16 protein-coding genes are annotated in these 17,529 nt (G+C 44.6%); all 16 read left to right on the top strand.

Annotated features, from left to right (window positions below; all coding sequences use genetic code 11):
* Window positions 1-139: 139 nt before the first annotated feature.
* The 16 genes from KIK04_RS01550 to recA all read left to right on the top strand — a co-directional run bounded on the left by KIK04_RS01550 (window position 140) and on the right by recA (window position 17,445).
* The gene (locus KIK04_RS01550; protein ID WP_232276598.1) at window positions 140-1,816 is read left to right on the top strand and encodes a ribonuclease J; all 1,677 of its coding nucleotides are present in this window, start codon (window positions 140-142) and stop codon (window positions 1,814-1,816) included.
* 224 nt (window positions 1,817-2,040) lie between these two features.
* Window positions 2,041-2,928 carry a ClpP family protease gene (locus KIK04_RS01545; RefSeq protein ID WP_232278549.1) on the top strand — a complete coding sequence of 296 codons (888 nt, stop codon included), beginning with the start codon at window positions 2,041-2,043 and terminating at the stop codon, window positions 2,926-2,928.
* A complete protein-coding gene (locus KIK04_RS01540; RefSeq protein WP_232276597.1) occupies window positions 2,925-3,149 on the top strand; it encodes a YlzJ-like family protein in 225 nt (74 codons plus the stop codon). Before KIK04_RS01545 ends, KIK04_RS01540 begins: the two co-directional genes overlap by 4 nt.
* A gap of 175 nt (window positions 3,150-3,324) precedes the next feature.
* Window positions 3,325-6,012 carry an FtsK/SpoIIIE family DNA translocase gene (locus KIK04_RS01535; protein WP_232276596.1) on the top strand — a complete coding sequence of 896 codons (2,688 nt, stop codon included), beginning with the start codon at window positions 3,325-3,327 and terminating at the stop codon, window positions 6,010-6,012.
* A gap of 129 nt (window positions 6,013-6,141) precedes the next feature.
* Entirely contained in the window at window positions 6,142-6,912 is a 771-nt protein-coding gene (gene sleB, locus KIK04_RS01530) for a spore cortex-lytic enzyme (RefSeq protein WP_232276595.1), read from the top strand.
* Window positions 6,913-7,059: 147 nt separating this feature from the next.
* A complete protein-coding gene (yfmF, locus tag KIK04_RS01525) occupies window positions 7,060-8,340 on the top strand; it encodes an EF-P 5-aminopentanol modification-associated protein YfmF (RefSeq protein WP_232276594.1) in 1,281 nt (426 codons plus the stop codon).
* A 1-nt stretch (window position 8,341) separates the two neighbouring features.
* Entirely contained in the window at window positions 8,342-9,622 is a 1,281-nt protein-coding gene (yfmH, locus tag KIK04_RS01520; RefSeq protein WP_232276593.1) for an EF-P 5-aminopentanol modification-associated protein YfmH, read from the top strand.
* A gap of 62 nt (window positions 9,623-9,684) precedes the next feature.
* The gene (gene ymfI / locus KIK04_RS01515; RefSeq protein WP_232276592.1) at window positions 9,685-10,431 is read left to right on the top strand and encodes an elongation factor P 5-aminopentanone reductase; all 747 of its coding nucleotides are present in this window, start codon (window positions 9,685-9,687) and stop codon (window positions 10,429-10,431) included.
* Window positions 10,432-10,507: 76 nt separating this feature from the next.
* Entirely contained in the window at window positions 10,508-10,762 is a 255-nt protein-coding gene (locus KIK04_RS01510; protein WP_232276591.1) for a DUF3243 domain-containing protein, read from the top strand.
* Window positions 10,763-11,053: 291 nt separating this feature from the next.
* Window positions 11,054-11,818 (top strand): DUF3388 domain-containing protein, encoded by a 765-nt coding sequence (locus KIK04_RS01505; RefSeq protein ID WP_232276590.1) that lies wholly within the window; start codon window positions 11,054-11,056, stop codon window positions 11,816-11,818.
* Window positions 11,819-11,875: 57 nt separating this feature from the next.
* The gene (locus tag KIK04_RS01500; RefSeq protein WP_232276589.1) at window positions 11,876-12,841 is read left to right on the top strand and encodes a helix-turn-helix domain-containing protein; all 966 of its coding nucleotides are present in this window, start codon (window positions 11,876-11,878) and stop codon (window positions 12,839-12,841) included.
* Between the two features lie 129 nt (window positions 12,842-12,970).
* The gene (locus tag KIK04_RS01495; protein ID WP_232276588.1) at window positions 12,971-13,135 is read left to right on the top strand and encodes a hypothetical protein; all 165 of its coding nucleotides are present in this window, start codon (window positions 12,971-12,973) and stop codon (window positions 13,133-13,135) included.
* A 105-nt stretch (window positions 13,136-13,240) separates the two neighbouring features.
* Window positions 13,241-13,729 carry a YajQ family cyclic di-GMP-binding protein gene (locus KIK04_RS01490; RefSeq protein WP_442951128.1) on the top strand — a complete coding sequence of 163 codons (489 nt, stop codon included), beginning with the start codon at window positions 13,241-13,243 and terminating at the stop codon, window positions 13,727-13,729.
* A gap of 327 nt (window positions 13,730-14,056) precedes the next feature.
* Window positions 14,057-14,635 (top strand): CDP-diacylglycerol--glycerol-3-phosphate 3-phosphatidyltransferase, encoded by a 579-nt coding sequence (gene pgsA / locus KIK04_RS01485; RefSeq protein ID WP_232276587.1) that lies wholly within the window; start codon window positions 14,057-14,059, stop codon window positions 14,633-14,635.
* Window positions 14,636-14,772: 137 nt separating this feature from the next.
* Window positions 14,773-16,038: a competence/damage-inducible protein A gene (locus KIK04_RS01480; protein ID WP_232278547.1), complete on the top strand. Its 1,266-nt coding sequence runs from the start codon at window positions 14,773-14,775 to the stop codon at window positions 16,036-16,038.
* 354 nt (window positions 16,039-16,392) lie between these two features.
* On the top strand, window positions 16,393-17,445 hold the full coding sequence (recA, locus tag KIK04_RS01475) for a recombinase RecA (RefSeq protein ID WP_269670987.1): 1,053 nt from the start codon (window positions 16,393-16,395) through the stop codon (window positions 17,443-17,445).
* Window positions 17,446-17,529: the final 84 nt, after the last annotated feature.

The following is a 17,529-nucleotide window of genomic DNA, read 5'->3' as shown; positions in this document are numbered from 1 at the left end:
TGCCTATCGAAACGCTGACTTGTTTTTTTTACATTTGTTCATGTATAATGATTATCAAGTGACTGGGTGCGGTATTTTTTAAAAAAACAGGAAGTTCATTGGTGCGACGGCCAACTGAATATAGGAGGTAAAGATCCACTTGTCGAAGAAAAACAACGCTGATAAATTGCTTATCTTCGCATTGGGCGGCGTCGGTGAAATCGGAAAAAACATGTACGTCGTCCAATACGGAAATGACATCGTCGTCGTAGACGCAGGATTGAAGTTTCCGGAAGAAGATATGCTCGGAATTGATATAGTCATTCCGGATATTTCATACTTGACAGAAAATCGCGATAAAGTTCGCGGTATTTTACTTACACATGGACACGAAGATCATATTGGCGGATTGCCGTATGTATTGAGACATTTGAATGTTCCGATTTATGGCACGCGATTGACGCTCGGGCTAGTTGAAAGCAAGCTGCGCGAAGCTAATTTGCTCGGCGAAACAAAACGTATACTTATTCATGCGGATTCAGATATCCAACTTGGATCGATCCGCTCAACGTTCTTTAAAACGAACCACTCCATTCCGGATTCGGTCGGCATTTGCTTGGAAACACCGGAAGGATGCGTCGTTCATACGGGGGACTTTAAATTTGACCAAACGCCAGTGAATGCGCAATATGCGGATTTACATCGGATGGCTGAAATTGGGCAAAAAGGTGTATTAGCCTTACTCTCGGATAGTACAAACGCAGAACGTCCTGGCTTTACACAGTCGGAGAGCATTGTGGGCGAAGAACTTAAAGATATTTTCCGTAAGGCCCAGCAGCGCGTTGTCGTTGCTACGTTTGCTTCAAATATTCACCGCATTCAACAAGTCATTGAAGCAGCGCACGTTACAAATCGTAAACTAACTGTCATTGGTAGAAGCATGGTGAACGTCGTCACTATCGCTTCTGAATTGGGATATTTGCATATCCCAGATGGCATGTTGATTGAACCTGAAGAAGTTAACAAAATGGCAGCTGATCGTGTCGTTATTTTGTCTACTGGCAGCCAAGGTGAGCCAATGTCCGCATTGACGCGGATGGCACGCTCTACACATCGCAAAGTCGATATTTTGCCAGGTGATACGGTCGTGATCGCTGCGACGCCAATCCCAGGCAATGAAAAATATGTTGGCCGTACGATCGACGAATTGTTCCGTCTAGGAGCTAACGTCATTTATGGTGGTGGACATTCTAAAGTTCACGTATCTGGTCACGGTAGTCAAGAAGAGTTGAAACTCATGCTCAACTTGATGAAACCAAAGTACTTTATTCCCATCCACGGGGAATATCGTATGCTACGTCACCATGCACAATTGGCTGAGTCCATCGGCATGGATCGTGAGCAGATCTTTATCACTGATATCGGTGACACAGTTGAGATTCAGAACGGTGTTGCACGCCGCGGCTCTAAAGTACCGTCAGGTTATGTGCTTATTGACGGACTTGGTGTCGGCGATGTGGGCAACATCGTACTGCGCGACCGCAAATTGTTGTCGCAAGACGGCATTTTGGTCGTCGTCGTCACGCTTAGTAAGCAAGACGGGACGATCTTGTCAGGTCCGGACATTATCTCGCGCGGTTTCGTTTATGTTCGTGAGTCGGAAGGATTGCTTGATGAAGCGAATCGTATCGTAACATCAACGCTGCACCGCCTTATGAACGAAAACGTTAACGAATGGGCGTCGCTTAAGACGCACGTTAAAGATGCGCTTGGTCGCTTCTTATATGAGCAGACGCGCCGCCGTCCGATGATATTGCCTATAATAATGGAAGTGTGACCTAAGGTCGCGCTACAGTCACGATGAATTGAACTCGCCTCTTGCTGCACCCACAGCAAGGGGCTTTTTTCTTTTTAAGAATATAGTATGTATGTTCTGGAGAATTAAGGTGAAATGATTATATTTTGAAACGTTGAAATGAGGGTGTTTCCAGCATAACTATTTGTGAAGTGCACAACCTATGAGGGTATCGGTACAGAATGGAGGGATAGGTTGTGCCACAAATGAACGGCGTGCCATGGGACTTAGCACAGTTAAACAATGAAACACCCCAACCAGAAGTTAATGTGCCTAAAGGGCCACCGAGCGTTGAAACGATTCAGCAACTTGGAACCGCTTCAGTGCCTTCTACAGGTGAGTCCAATATTTATTGTCTCAATATCATCGGTCAAATCGAAGGCCACATCGTGTTGCCTCCGCAGAACAAGACAACGAAATACGAGCATGTCATTCCACAACTTGTTGCTGCAGAGCAGAACAGTAAAATCGAAGGTGTGCTCGTTCTTTTAAACACAGTTGGCGGTGATGTAGAAGCGGGACTTGCCATAGCAGAAATAATCGCATCGATGTCAAAACCTACAGTTGCACTTGTGCTTGGAGGTGGGCACAGCATAGGGGTTCCGATTGCTGTTTCTGCAAACGTATCCATGATTGCGGAGACAGCGACGATGACTATTCATCCTATCCGCTTAACAGGGCTTGTGATTGGTGTTCCACAGACGTTTGAATATTTAGATAAAATGCAAGAACGCGTTACTCGATTTGTGACTTCGCATTCGAAAGTAACCGAGGAGCAATTTAAAGAGCTAATGTTTAAAACGGGCGAGCTTACACGTGATATAGGTACAACTGTGATTGGTGCGGATGCTGTTCGCTATGGACTTATTGACGAAATCGGTGGGATCACAACCGCGTTGAACCAATTAAATCGACTCATAGATGACAAGCGGCAGCGTAATGCAGCACCATCTTCTGCCCAAGTGGTAGGTTTGCAGCCACCGCAAGCCAATCAACAGGTGCAATCTAACATACCGAACTCACATCTTAACAATATGAATAATAATCTGAATAATATACCTCCTCAAGGTGGGCCAGGAGGGGGACAACGATGACACTTTACACCATATTACCACTAGAGCAAGTACTAAATGGTTTTGACAAGCAGCCTGAATTTACAGAAATGAAATGGCAGGGCCGAACGTTGCTTGTCCAGCATGTTGACCAACAAACCGTGCGAATTGAACGCCTTGTTCAATGTAGTCATTTAGATGATTTTCTAGATCCGAATTGGATGCCAGGTGCATTGTTGCAAACACAGTCCATCTTTAATTAATTGAATAAACGAATATGTGACATCGTTCGTCGTGTCATCTTTAACAACGTTCGTCATGTCAAATAAAGTCGCATTATAGTGCGGCTTTATTTTTTTGTTGTGCGTTTCTGGAGGTTGGGAGGAACGGTTGTTCTATGTTATAATGAACAGATGAACAGATGGAGGTGAGCGAACGGTGGCTCGTAAAAAGAAGAAGAAACAATCGTTTAGCAAAAGTTTGAAATATGAAATATACGGTATTTTACTCATTACATGTTCCATTATCGCATTGTCAGGAGAAGCTGCCTTTGGCCGTTCGTTGTCCAAATTGTTCGGCCTTTTGCTCGGTAAGTGGTATTTTATTATTCCGCTCTTGTTTATATATGTGGGATTAGTCGTCATGATCAAGCGCCAATGGCCGACCGGTTGGACACCCCGTAAGACGGGAATAATGTGCATTTTATTAGCATTCACGATGCTCAGTACGATGTCTGCTGTTGAACAGCGACTGTTACCTGTAGCGGAGCAATTAAGTGCAGGACGAATTTTTCAAGACATACATAACACGTTAAAAGTTGAACTGATTCATGCGAACGAAACTGGAACCGCAGGGACCATGCTGCAAAAGGACATTAGTGGTGGCTATATAGGTGCTGCACTATATTGTGTTCTATTTTCTTTGTTCGGCGGTCTTGGCACGAAGCTGCTGATCATCGTTCTCATGTTTATCGGCTTCATGCTTATTACGCAAATGTCATATATCGAGCTCATACGACTCATACGAGCGAAAGTAAGTAAGATTACGATTACGATCATGAAAAAACGCAGAGCACGAATGAACGAGCGTAAGGTGCAATCAGGCCGCAAACGCAAGGCGATGGATGATGAAGATCTATTACCTGACCATATGGATAATGAAGATGAGGATGAGGAGCTACTTGATCGCGAAAGAACGCCTATTTTTTACCAGTTATTTGGAGGGCGTAAAAAAGCTAAGCAGCGTGAACATTGGGATGAAGACGAAGAATATATGGAAAAAGACAAACGTTTTTCAGAACGCCCACGTTCATTCCGTTCTGATGAGAACGACTCGGATGTAGCTGAAGCGTATGCTGCTGAGCGTCACAATCGTCTACAGAACGAAGATGAGATAAATACGCAAGGGAACGAATTGCAGCAACCAACACCATTGTTTAGAGATTTTACAGCTACAGATTCGACAGATCGAGCGCACGAAATGGATGAAGTGCATCATATAGGACGAGCTTCGTCCTCGACTCAAGACGATGTTGAAGATGATTTGGAGGAACCCCTCCCCATTTCTTTGCATACACCAAATGCAGAAGAAGTGGATCCAATGACCATTCATTCGAATGACTCGACGGAAGTCAACACGGACGCAACCGATCAACAATCAATTGAGCATTCTGAATTGTCGGATCCGCCTAAGCCGCCGCCAAAACCGTACAAATTACCATCATTCCAGCTGCTTTCTAAGCCGCAAGGAAGTGGAAAAGGTGGCGATCATGCCGATTACATGCAAACCGCACGTAAACTTGAGGCGACATTAGAAAGCTTCGGGGTGCGAGCAAAAGTGTTGGAAGTCGTTCGCGGGCCAGCGGTTACTCGTTACGAGATTCAGCCGGATATTGGTGTGAAAGTTAGCCGTATTGTGAGTTTGTCCGATGATATTGCTTTGGCATTAGCCGCAAAGGACATTCGAATGGAGGCGCCAATTCCAGGGAAATCCGCGATCGGTATCGAGGTGCCGAACAATGAAGTATCTGTCGTCACGATGCGAGAAGTGATGGAAACACAGACGTTCCTAGAAGCATCTTCACGGCTATCCATTACACTTGGACGTGATATTTCAGGAGCACCTATTGTAGGCAACTTGGCTCGCATGCCGCACTTACTTGTTGCAGGTGCAACCGGCTCGGGTAAATCGGTCTGTATTAACGGTATTATTACGAGCGTGCTGTATAAGGCAAAGCCTGATGAAGTGAAATTTTTAATGATCGACCCCAAAATGGTTGAATTGAATGTGTACAATGGTATCCCACATTTGTTGGCTCCTGTCGTAACCGATCCACGTCGCGCTTCCCTTGCGTTGAAGAAGATTGTCGTGGAGATGGAGAAGCGGTATGAACTATTTTCTAAATCGGGTACACGTAACATCGAGGGCTATAACAATTTAGTGGCCGAAGAAAAAGAAAAAGTGCTGCCGTTTATCGTCGTTATCGTGGACGAGCTGGCTGATTTGATGATGGTAGCGGCTAACGATGTAGAGGATGCTATTTGCCGCCTAGCTCAGATGGCCCGTGCTGCTGGTATACACCTCATCATTGCTACGCAGCGTCCATCGGTAGACGTTATTACTGGGGTAATAAAAGCGAACATCCCTTCGCGGATTGCGTTTGGTGTCTCATCGCAAGTCGATTCACGTACAATACTAGATATGGCTGGCGCTGAAAAGCTGCTTGGTCGTGGGGATATGTTGTACCTGCCGATGGGGTCATCCAAACCGATTCGCGTGCAAGGCGCTTTCTTGTCCGATCAAGAGGTGGAGACAGTCGTAACTTTTTGCCGTGACCAAGGTCAGGCTGAATATAACGAAGATCTTGTGCCTGAAATTGATGAGAACGGCTTAGCTGCTGACGAACCAATAGATGAATTATACGAGCAGGCTGTACAAATGGTGCTAGAAGCACAGCAAGCTTCTGCATCGTTGTTGCAGCGGCGCATGCGGATAGGTTATAACCGTGCCAGCCGACTTATTGATCATATGAATATGCAAGGTATTATCGGTCCGCACGAAGGCAGCCGGCCGCGTGAAGTGCTAATGACGTGGGAACAATATCAGCATACGAAGAAGTCATCGTAAGCCGCTGTCAAGTAATAAGCTTTTTCTTACATAAAAATAAAAGCATGGAAATGCATAGAACAAATGACGTTATCTCATAATAATGTTGCCAATCCTGTTAAATTCACAAGAGAGAGGTAGACGTTAGGCATGAGAAGAAAACGCATCATTTGGATTACGCTATGCATGGTACTTGCTTTGTTCGGCGCGTATGAGTACAAACAAATGAATGAAACGATGGAAACGTTCAGTAGCGCGACGATTAAATATGGGGCGAGCGGGAAGGACGTTACTGAACTGCAAGGACGGCTTAAATTTTTAGGCTATTACAACGGAAAAATTGATGGAGTGTTCGGCGGAGCTACAAAAAATGCGGTAACTTGGTTTCAATGGAAGTTTGGGTTGAAATCGGATGGGGTCGTTGGGACAAAGACCAAAACAAAGCTAGTCAACGCAACGAAAAACTGGAGTCCCCAATCGAATCAATCAGCGCCACCACCAGCAAAGCCTCCGTCTAAAAGCCCGAATAAACCGAGCAGACTTAGCGGCTCGAACAATTTAGGGTTCTCGGAAAATGATTTAAAGCTGATGGCGAATGCGGTATATGGTGAGGCGCGCGGCGAGCCGTATGAAGGGCAAGTTGCGGTTGCGGCCGTTATATTAAACCGTGTTAAGTCGCCTAGTTTCCCGAACACGGTGTCAGGTGTTATTTTTCAACCACGTGCTTTTACGGCTGTAGCTGATGGACAAATTTGGCTCACACCAAATGAGAAGGCTAGAGAAGCAGTGCAAGATGCAATTAACGGATGGGACCCATCGGGAGGTTGCTTGTACTATTTCAATCCGGTGACAGCAACATCGAAATGGATTTGGACACGACCGCAAGTGAAGACGATTGGTAAGCATATATTTTGTATGTAAACGGAGCGAAGGAGCAGGGTCGGTATTCGGCTGTTTGCTTCTTCGCTTTTTGCATTGCAGATGATGCAGGTATACAATGGATACAAAGGGAATATAACCTAGCATGTTACTAGCCGTGTTCGGCACGGATAAAAAGGAGTTAAAATCGTGAGCAAACCGACCTTTGAGCGAGGCTCTGTGCACGGTATTCGCTTGCACGTTATGCCTACTAAGCGTTTCAAAACGTTTGCGATCAGCGCTTACGTTGGGATTCCGCTGCAAGAGGACACCGTAACACCGACTGCACTTACACCGTTTGTGCTAAGAAGAGGAACAGCAGAGCACCCTGAAACGATACGTTTTCGTGAACGACTAGATGAGCTGTACGGCGCAGGCTTTGGGTTCGATGTGTATAAACGAGGCGACTACCAAATTATACAGTTCCGGATGGATGTCATTAACGATCAGTTCGTCAGCGCAGCTGATTCGCTATTGCAGCAAGCCTTTCAATTTTTGGGCAATGCGGTCACCGATCCTGCCATCGAAGGTGGAGCATTCCGGAACAAGTATGTACAAGAGGAAAAAGATACACTACGTAAACGACTTGAGGCAATTGTCAACGATAAAATTCGTTATGCCGCCGAACGATGTGTGGAGGAAATGTGCAAAAATGAACCGTATCGTTTGCATCCGCTTGGCAATCGCAGCGATTTAGAGTCGATCGATTCGAATGTATTGTACGAAACGTATCGTCAGTTGCTAGAACGTGCTTGCATCGACATTTATGTCGTAGGTGATACATCACTAGCGGAAGTCGAGCAAGCTGTTTCCCGAACGTTTCGCTTGCAGCGTACAGGGGAAGTCAAATATGCTCGTGCCATTCCTGTTCCGCGCATCGGCGAGCCTAACGTCGTCGTTGACCGGCTCGACGTCACACAGGGTAAGCTTAATTTAGGATTGCGTTCCACGATTACATATGCGGACGATGCTTATCCAGCTGCGCTCTTGTATAACGGTATACTAGGTGGCTATCCACATTCCAAGCTATTTGTTAACGTTCGTGAGAAAAATAGCTTAGCGTATTACGCTTCATCACGCTTTGATGGTCATAAAGGGATTTGCACCATTCAGTCTGGTATCGAATTTGATAATTACGAAAAAGCAGTACGAATTATTCGAGAACAATTAGAAGCGCTGCAAGCTGGACAAATTGAAGCACTTGAATTGGAGCAGACGAAAGCGATGATTGCGAATCAGTTGCGAGAAATTGATGATTCTGCATTTGAGATGATTGGATTTGACTTTAACCGCGTCTTATCTGGGCGGGAACGTACAACCACACAACTCATTGAGCAAATACAAGCTATCGATACAGCACACATTCAAACAGCAGCAAATACGTTTCAGCTAGATACGATATACTTCTTGCGCAACCGAGAGGGGGTTTAACATGGAGAAACGTGAATTTTCCCAGCTGCAAGAAACGATTTACTACGAACGTATGGATAATGGTCTGGACGTCTATGTGTTGCCCAAACCTGGATTCCAAAAGACGTTTGCCACCTTTTCAACCAAATACGGTTCTATCGACAATCATTTTCAAATAAAGGGAGCGGACGCCGTTAAAGTGCCAGACGGCATTGCGCACTTCCTTGAGCATAAGATGTTTGAAGAGCCGGAGGGCGATATTTTCGCCACTTTCGCACAACAAGGGGCTTCGGCAAATGCGTTTACGACATTTGACCGTACGGTTTACTTATTTTCAGCGACAGATCAAATCGAAGCAAATGTTACAACGCTTATCGATTTCGTGCAGCGTCCTTACTTTACAGATGAGAATGTAGAAAAGGAAAAAGGAATTATCGGCCAAGAAATTAATATGTACAGCGATAATGCGGATTGGCGTGTCTACTTCGGACTTATCGAAGCGATGTATCATATTCATCCGATACATATTGATATTGCGGGCACGATTGAATCTATCGGCACAATTACGAAGGAAACGTTGTTTGCATGCTACAACACGTTTTATCACCCCTCCAACATGCTGTTATTTGTAGTCGGAGGAGTTGATCCTGCCTCCATATTTGAGCTAGTTCGACAGAACCAGGCCGCCAAATCTTATGAGCCACAGGGAGAAATTACGCGGCTATTTGAAGCAGAACCAGAACTCGTGCGCAATCCGCGTCTCGTTTCTAAACTGCCAGTCTCATTGCCTAAATGCTTGTTCGGTTGTAAAGAGCTACCTCCGCGTATTGAAGGCACAGCATTGCTGCAATATGAACTAGCAACTCGCACCATGCTTGACTTATTGCTTGGCAGCAGTTCACCGTTAGCACAAGCTTTATATGAAGAGGGTCTTACTTCAGATAGCTTCGGTCATGAATATAATTGCAGTTCAGACTATGCTTTCTCTGTCATTGGCGGGGAGACGAAGGACCCGGATAAACTGGTGGAACGAGTGCGTACCGCTATTGAGCAGCAAAAAGAAACAGGGTTTGAGCAGGCTGCATTTGACCGGATTCGCAATAAGCGAATTGGTGGTTTTTTACGCATGCTCAATTCATCTGAATCCATTGCGAACGAGTTCACTAAATACAAGTTCCGAGATGGGGACTTGTTTGATATACTGGCTGTATATGAGTCGTTAACGTTAGCTCAAGTAAATGAGCGCTTGCGCGACCATTTCGACTGGAGCCGTTTGGCCGTCTCCATTGTGGAGCAGCCTTAATGTTCAGGCGCGCCCGCTACATAAGCGGGTGCGCCTTGTTTATATAAAAGGGGGAGATTGTATTGAAAGCCTTAGGGGAAACGGCGGTACTCATTACAGGAGGTAGCAGAGGGATTGGATCGGCAGTTGCAGAACGATTCGCTTCCGTCGGTATGAAAGTCATTATTCATTATTTGCAAGCACATGAAGCGGCTAATGAGGTTGCACGCCGTTGCTTGCAGTATGGTGGAGACGTTCTAACCGTTACGGCTGACTTACGTTCACGTGATCAATTGTTACGTATGCAGGAAAAGCTTGAGCTGCACGGATTTACGCCTGACATTCTCGTGAACAACGCTGGGGTGGCACATTACGGTCTATTTACAGATGTAACCGAAGAAGAGTGGGACGATAATATGGCCATCAATTTAAAAGGCATGTTTATGTGTACCCAGTTGTTTGCTCCGCACATGATTTCGCAAAAGTATGGGCGCATTATTAATGTATCCTCGGTGTGGGGCCTGACGGGGGCATCTTGCGAAGTCATGTATTCAACCGCTAAGGGTGGCGTGAACGCCTTTACAAAAGCATTGGCCAAAGAGTTGGCACCTTCAGGCGTAACTGTGAATGCTGTGGCTCCAGGCGTCGTTGAGACAGATATGATTAAACATCTTAATGCAGAAGAGCGCGCATTGCTGCAATCCGATATTCCTGCGGGCAGGCTGGCGTCACCAGAAGAAATTGCCTCTTTAGTTTATTTTCTTGCGCTGCCTGAATCGAGCTACATTACTGGACAAGTCATTAGTCCAAATGGCGGTTGGCAGACATAAATACGCATAATACGCTCTCTTTTCGTACATATTACGACTGTTAGTGCATTAACAACAGCTATAGGGAGGCGTTCTCATGACATCTGTTCTTCGTAGTTTTGACACATGGAAAAAGTTCCTTGGTGAGCGCGTGCAAAATGCCAAAGGCTTAGGCATGAGTGAAGAGACGATTTCCAAGCTCGCTTATGAAATTGGTTCCTTTCTTGATGAAAAAGTAAATCCTGAAAACCCTCAAGAACGTACGCTCAAAGAGCTGTGGGATGTGGGGTCTGAGGATGAGCGGAAGACGATTGCTCGTTTAATGGTCAAATTAGCGGACCAAAACCGTTAATTTACTGGTTTTTTGTGTAATGAATGCAGGAAAGAGGCTCTTCGGAGCTTTCTTTCCTTTTCGTTCAATATTTGTAACAAGTTTGTTTACTTTCATAGTCATTTATACTTGTAATCTGTTATAATGAAATGGATAGACTTTAGCGGGCAGTTTGGACCGCTTTTTTTAGTGTTAAATTGTGAAAATGATCATGCAATTACTGTAAAACGATAATTTTTTTACACTTGCTTGGTGGAATTTCAGTTGGTTGTGTTGTAGAATGGAAGCGGACAAGCGAAGATGAGGTGTGTCATGGAATACAAACAGTGGTATATGGAATATAAAATACATAAGAACCGTCCAGGTTTGCTCGGAGATATTGCCTCTTTGCTCGGTATGCTTGAAGTTAACATTTTAACGATTAACGGAGTTGAGGGCAAAACTCGCGGCATGCTGCTTCAGACGGATGATGATGAAAAAATTAAGATTATGGGTGAAATGCTGCGGAAAGTGGATAATATTACGGTGTCCGCCTTGCGACAGCCCAAATTAGTCGATATTTTAGCCGTACGACACGGTCGATATATAGAGCGGGATTCAGACGATCAAAAGACATTTCGCTTTACGCGTGATGAACTTGGTTTATTAGTTGACTTTTTAGGGGAAATCTTTAAAAAAGAGGGTCATCAAGTTATTGGATTACGGGGCATGCCGCGTGTTGGTAAGACGGAATCGCTTATTGCGGGTAGCGTATGTGCTATGAAGCGTTGGACATTTGTGTCTTCTACATTGTTGCGACAAACCGTACGCAGTCAGATGTCTGAAGAAGAAATGAGTTTGAACAACGTTTTTATTATTGATGGCATTGTGAGCACGATTCGATCGAATGAGAAGCATGAATCTTTATTGCATGAAATTATGGGGATGGCTTCCACTAAAGTGATTGAGCATCCTGACATTTTTGTGCAGGAGACGCGTTATCAATTTGATGATTTTGATTATATTATCGAACTCCGTAATACACCAGATGAGGAAATTTCTTACGAGACGTTTACAGCTAATTATAACGATTTATAATAGATAAGTTACAACTACCATGTACTGACACGAATATTTTATACGGGAGGTGAAGTTGTGTCAGAATTAGGCCAAATATTAAAAAAAGCTCGTCTTGAAAAAGGAATGTCTCTTGATGATGTGCAGGAAGCGACTAAAATTCGCAAGCGCTATTTGGAGGCGATTGAGTCTGGAGATTACAAGGTGCTGCCAGGTTCGTTCTATGTACGTGCATTTGTAAAGACGTATGCAGAGACGGTCGGGTTGAACCCTGATGAAATATTGCAATATTATCAGAAAGATATCCCTGCTCCAGAGCCGGAAGCGACGGTAGAACCGATGGTTCGTAAAAAACGGAGCGTGCAACATTCGGATCGATTTGGCAAATGGGCAACGACGATATTGATGTGGTCGTTTGTTATTCTTATTATTGTGATTGTTTATTTTTTCATGGTCCGAACATCGAAAGATCTAGGCAATCCGTCAACGGATGATATCAATATTACAAAAAGTGAAAAAGCAACTCCGCCTAACCAAACGGGTGGCGAAACAACAGGTGGAACAACGCCTCCTGTTGCGCCTGATAAGGCTCCTGATCCAGTTGAATCCGAGCAAACGCCAATTGTTTTGCTTACGAAATCTTCAGGCAGCACAGACACATATAGCGTGTCTTCGCCGAAGGAAGATGAACCTATTAAGCTGGAAATCAAGGCTTCCAATGGCCATAGCTGGCTCGCTGTTAGAGAAAAGAACAATAGCGGTAAAAAGCTGCATTATGGCAACATTGAAGATGGGCAAACGTTGTCTTTTGAGGTAGGCAAAGACGGATTATACGTGCGAACTGGTCGTGCCGATCGAATTGCTATTACGGTAGCAGGTACAGCTGTTGTAGATGGAGATAAGGCAAGCACGAAGACGTTGCAGTTTAATTGGATTTCGTATGAAGAAGCGAAAGCATTACAACAGCAGCAAGCGTCTAACACAGGTACTAATGACACGAATGCAACAAACGGAACTAACGCAACGAATGGAACTAACAATTAGCAAGATTGCTTTTTCCACGGTTAAGCTTTGGTTCACTGATGCCCAATTAGTCCTGTCGCATTAAACTTTACTTTGTCGGAGAATATAGCTATGTACGGTATGTTACTCTGCACAAGTGAGGTTACAAGCATGGCAGTTAGTTGGGTCGTCACATGTTTGGGTGTCGTCGTCAGCCTGTTAGGTTATTACTTAACGCCAAGTGTATGGGGTTATGGCATATTAGGGTTCGGTCTCGCTCATATTGCGCTCGGTGTATTGGATATGTTTCGCCAGCCAGTCAGCAGCCAATCTTAAGAAGCACGATGGAGGCACAAGGCATTCTTTTGCTGACGACTTGTCACAAGGGAATGCCTTTGTGTTGTCATTTTCACATAAATACGTTATAAGGAGAGGTACATAATGGCTGAAAGTGCATTTGATATTGTTTCCAAATTTGACATGCAAGAAATGAATAACGCAATTACGCAAGCAGAGCGTGAAATTGAGACTCGTTTTGATTTTAAGGGAAGCAAGAGCAGTCTTAAACTCGAGAAGGAAGAACTGATTGTTGCATCAGACGACGAATATAAGTTGACTAGCGTGCTCGATATTTTGCAATCTAAAATGATTAAGCGTGGTTTGGCTATTAAAAATATGGAATATGGCAAAATTGAACCTGCTTCCGCGGGTACTGTTCGTCAACGTATCAAGTTAAAGCAAGGGATCGAACAGGACGTAGCGAAAAAAATTAATGTGCTTATTCGCGACTCTAAGTTGAAAGTTAAGAGCCAAATTCAAGGTGATCAAATTCGTGTAACCGGAAAAAGTAAAGACGATTTGCAAGCAGTTATGCAGATGCTGCGAGGTGCAGATTTGCAAATTGATTTGCAATTTACAAATTTCCGTTAACGATCAAGATTTTTGGCCCTTTATTTCCTGAGCGATATTTTGTTTAGGAGTAGGGGGCTGTTTTCTTTTTTGACTATCGTTGTGCTGCTGTATTATACTTGATGAGATAGAATGAGCAGTGTAACTCAATTACATAGGACTCTAGCTAGCTGTTAATAATGAATGACAGTAGCTTTGTTTTCAGTGATTCAAGGAGCAACTGCTCGCTTATTCCAGAACTTATCGGTGAAGTTTCATTGCGAAATGCCATCTTAGCATCGGCGACATCGCCAAAGTGCGAATGATCCATGCGCTTGAGTTTGACCTGGCTGGGGAGGGTACTAATTAGTGAATTTAGCGAACAAGATCACCTTGGTGCGTATTTTTCTCGTACCGATTATGATGTTCTTCCTGTTGGTGAATTTTGATTATTTTACACCAATACAAATTGAAGATTTTTACATCACGTATAATCAAATTATCGCTGCTCTCATCTTCATTATTGCAGCGAGCACGGACGGGTTGGACGGCTATATTGCTCGTAAGCGCAAGATGGTAACAAACCTAGGTAAGTTATTAGATCCATTGGCAGACAAGCTGCTCGTTGCCGCAGTGCTTATTTCGCTTGTAGCGATGGGGAAGTGCGATGCTTGGATCGCTATCGTTATCATTAGCCGAGAGTTCGCTGTCACAGGATTACGTCAGGTGGCATTATTGGAAGGTAATGTTGTTGCGGCTAGTAAATGGGGCAAATGGAAAACAGCTGCGCAAATTACAGCGATCATTGCGATGTTGCTTAACAACTTCCCGTTTGCATTTATTGATTTCCCGTTCGATATTATTGCGATGTGGATTGCGGCGATCATTACTGTGTATTCGGGTGTCGATTATTTTGTTAAAAATAAAAATGTACTTCACTTTTCATAAACATGCTTAGCACGCATTGTTTTTAAATAGGCTTCTTCGTGTTTAAGATGCGCTTCGAAAGAATGGCATTAAGAACGGTAGAAGCCTATTTTGTTACGAACAAAGCGATGATCTCATACTTCGGGAAGGGGTTTGTCATGAAAGCTGAAATTATTGCAGTCGGCACAGAACTGCTACTTGGTCAAATCGTAAATACAAATGCGCAATATATTGCACAGCAATTAGCTCTACTCGGTGTAGATGTCTACTTTCAAACGGTCGTCGGTGACAATAAAATGAGACTGCGCTCCGTGCTGGAGGCGGCACGTGAACGTGCGGACATTGTGCTGCTCACTGGCGGTCTTGGGCCAACCATGGACGATTTAACGAAAGATGTTGTGGCTGAGCTGTTTGCCCGGAGCATGAGCTATCATGAGCCTTCCATGGAAAAAATGGAGCGTTTCTTTCAGGAGCGCGGAGTGACGATGATTGAAAGCAATAGGCGTCAAGCACTGCTCATTGAAGGTGCAGACCCTTTGGATAATGAAGCGGGTTTAGCGGTCGGGAACGCTATGTTGGTGGATGACGTAGCTTATATTATGCTGCCTGGACCGCCAAAGGAAATGAAGCCTATGTTCGAGCTTCAAGTCATTCCGTGGTTAGAGAAGCATGTGTTTGCAGAACGTAGCTCACTATATTCTCGTATGCTTAAGTTCGCTGGTATTGGTGAATCAGCGCTTGAAGCGGAACTGATTGATCTGATTGAGCAGCAAGCTGATCCAACGATAGCTCCTTATGCGAAGGAAGGCGAAGTACTCATTCGGCTTGCCACGAAGAGCGCTGACGAAGATGAAGCGGAACGCAAGCTAAACCGCTTGGAAGAAGAAATTCGTTCCCGTGTGGGTCAGTACATATTTGCGACGGAAGATATTTCGTTAGAGCGGGCTGTCGTGGCGCGGATGCGTGAGTTGGGTTTAACGCTCTCCGCAGCAGAAAGCTGTACAGGAGGGCTATTTGCTCAATTAGTAACGTCCGTTCCAGGAAGCTCTCAAGTGTTTGCTGGTGGGGTTGTGGCTTATTCTAACGAGCTGAAACAGCGTGCACTAGGTGTTCCACCAACGTTGTTGGAAGGAGAAAGTGCTCCGGGAGCGGTTAGTGCTGAGACGGCAGCGGCGATGGCAGAAGGTGTGCTGGCGTTGACTGAAGCTGATTTGGCTGTTGCCATTACGGGCGTAGCGGGACCTGATTCACAAGAGGGGAAGCCCGTAGGACTCGTCTATATCGCTATTGCGGAGCGCGGGCATTCTGTCGTGACAGAACAGCTGCGTGTAAACGGAAACCGTGAAATGGTACGTTTGCGTTCGGCTAAAGCGGTGTTGGTTCGAGTGTGGCGGCGTTTAAATGCTATTCAAGCTGCGCGGTAGGGTTTTCTAGTTTCTTAATTTAGGTTCGTACATGCAAAATGATTGCTTTAGATGGTGGATAATGGTATATTTTGTGTACGGAAGAACCGTAATAGAGCTGACAAGCTTTATTACGGTTTTTTTGCGTGTTTTGCTAGGTGAGATCGTAATGAGCTTGTACCTGAGTACATACGATTTTACGTTGAAGGGAGGATGAAAAGTGAAATCAAATGAGCATGATCTATTTTTTGGATAATATGGGTAAATATCATTTGGTAAGATGAAAAAACGAATGTATGTTCGAAAAAATGCTTGGCAAAGCGAACAAAACAAGGTATGATGAATACATAAACGATTAATGAAGGAAGTGAGTTTGTGTCAGATCGTCGCGCCGCATTAGAAATGGCATTGCGTCAAATTGAGAAACAGTTCGGTAAAGGTTCAATCATGAAACTCGGCGAATCCACTCATATGCAAGTTGAGGTTGTGTCGAGCGGATCGTTAGCATTAGATATTGCACTCGGCACAGGGGGATTACCTCGTGGCCGAATTATTGAAATATATGGACCGGAGTCTTCTGGTAAGACAACGGTTGCTTTACATGCAATTGCGGAAGTGCAGAAGACTGGCGGACAAGCTGCTTTCATCGATGCGGAGCATGCGTTAGACCCGGTATATGCAAGTAAACTTGGCGTTAATATTGACGAATTGCTACTGTCACAACCAGATACAGGTGAACAAGGATTGGAAATCGCTGAAGCACTTGTACGTAGTGGTGCGGTAGACATTGTCGTAATTGACTCCGTAGCCGCTCTCGTGCCAAAGGCAGAGATTGAAGGCGACATGGGAGATTCTCACGTTGGTTTGCAAGCTCGTTTGATGTCGCAGGCATTGCGTAAGCTGTCTGGAGCGATTAGCAAATCGAAGACGATTACTATTTTTATTAACCAGTTGCGTGAGAAGGTAGGCGTTATGTTCGGTAATCCGGAGACGACTCCTGGTGGACGTGCGTTGAAGTTCTATTCCACTGTACGTCTAGACGTTCGCCGTGTAGAGACGATTAAGCAAGGTAACGACATGGTCGGTAACCGCACGCGTATTAAGGTTGTTAAGAATAAAGTAGCCCCTCCGTTCAAACAAGCGGATATCGATATTATGTATGGTGAAGGTATTTCTCGTGAAGGTAGCATCGTGGATATTGCTACGGAGAGGGACATCATTCAGAAGAGTGGTGCATGGTATTCTTATGACGGTGAACGTTTAGGTCAAGGCCGTGAGAATGCTAAGCAATTTTTGAAAGAGCATGTTGCGATTGCAGATGTTATCGAAAATAGGATTCGTGAAAGTAGCAACTTAACGACTACGGTATCCCAAGATGCATCTAAGGATGATGAGGCAGACTTAGCGGAATTCGATTCCGAAGAATAAAATGACGGAATGTCATGTGCAAGCACCTTCTGCGATATGCGAAGGTGCTTGTGTCGTTCCTTCATAATCCAACCCTTGCCTGAT

The organism is Paenibacillus sp. 481 (assembly GCF_021223605.1).
In the GTDB taxonomy this organism is placed as follows: Bacteria; Bacillota; Bacilli; order Paenibacillales; family Paenibacillaceae; genus Paenibacillus_B.
The sequence above is the reverse complement of the archived record's forward strand: the minus strand, read 5'-3'. Positions and strand labels throughout refer to the sequence as shown.